This is a genomic window from Streptomyces sp. SID486 (assembly GCF_009865385.1).
In the GTDB taxonomy this organism is placed as follows: Bacteria; Actinomycetota; Actinomycetes; order Streptomycetales; family Streptomycetaceae; genus Streptomyces.
On the sequence record NZ_WWJT01000255.1, the window covers coordinates 1 to 977 of the forward strand.

Annotated in this window: 1 protein-coding gene; it reads right to left on the bottom strand. The window is 78.3% G+C overall.

The genetic code is table 11. From position 1 onward, the window contains the following. Window positions 1-905: hypothetical protein (locus tag GT045_RS12555; RefSeq protein ID WP_345942631.1), on the bottom strand; the 905-nt coding region annotated here is incomplete at its 3' end. Between the last annotated feature and the right edge of the window lie 72 nt (window positions 906-977).

Consider the following 977-nt stretch of genomic DNA (forward strand, 5'->3'; position numbering starts at 1 on the left):
CGCGCGAGCGCGGCGGGCCGGGACAGGCGCCGCCGGTGGCCGGGGCCGCCCGGTCGGCGGGGCCGGACCCGGTCCACCACGGCCATGCCGATGCGGAACAGCGCGGCCGGGACGACCAGACAGAGCAGGATCCAGAACAGCGTCACGCCCCACGGCCGGCCGACGCCCCACGGCTGCTCGGCGAGCAGCCGGCCGGCGTACCGCAGCGTCACGGTGTAGTCGCCGTGCGCACCGGCCGACAGCTCCACCGGCAGGGTGATCTGCGCCTTCTTGCCGGGGGCCAGGGTGCCGTGCCACTGCCGCTCGTCCCACTCGGGGGCGAAGACGCCGTGCGCGGTGCCGACCCGGAACACCGGGTTCTCGATCGCGCCCGCGCCGGTGTTGCCGACGGTGAGGACCAGGGTGCGGCTCGGCGGCGCCCCGAACCAGGTCAGCAGGGAGCCCGAGCCGGTCAGCCGGGTGTCGGAGAGCACCACCAGCCGGCCCGCGGAGCGCTCGGCGGGCAGCGGGGCCACGGGGTGCCCGGCGACCTGCAGGACGGTGTCCGCCTCGGCCCTGGCACCGGTGACGGTGGCCACGTGGACCACGCAGGGGCAGGGCACGGGCGGTTCGGCTACCGGCAGTCTCCGGCTGAAGCGGCCGTCGGCGTCGGTGGTCACGGCCCTGCCGTCACCGTTGGCGCAGGAGTTGGTGCCGCCGATGACACCCCGGGCCGGCGTGGCCCGACCGCACACCAGCATCATCAGCAGCGTGCCGGGCCGCCAGCCGGTGCCGCTGACGGTGACCGAGCCGCCGGTGCCGGCCTGGGACGCCGACAGCCGCACCGCCGGCCCGTCCGCCGCGCGGGCCGCTACGGCAGGGCCGGCGAGGGCCAGCAGCAGCGCCGCCAGGGCCGGCAGCACGATCCGCCTCACGACGCCGCTCCCGTCGGCTCGGCGCCGGCCGGTGAGGCGCCCACGGGCCCGGCGCCGGCCGGC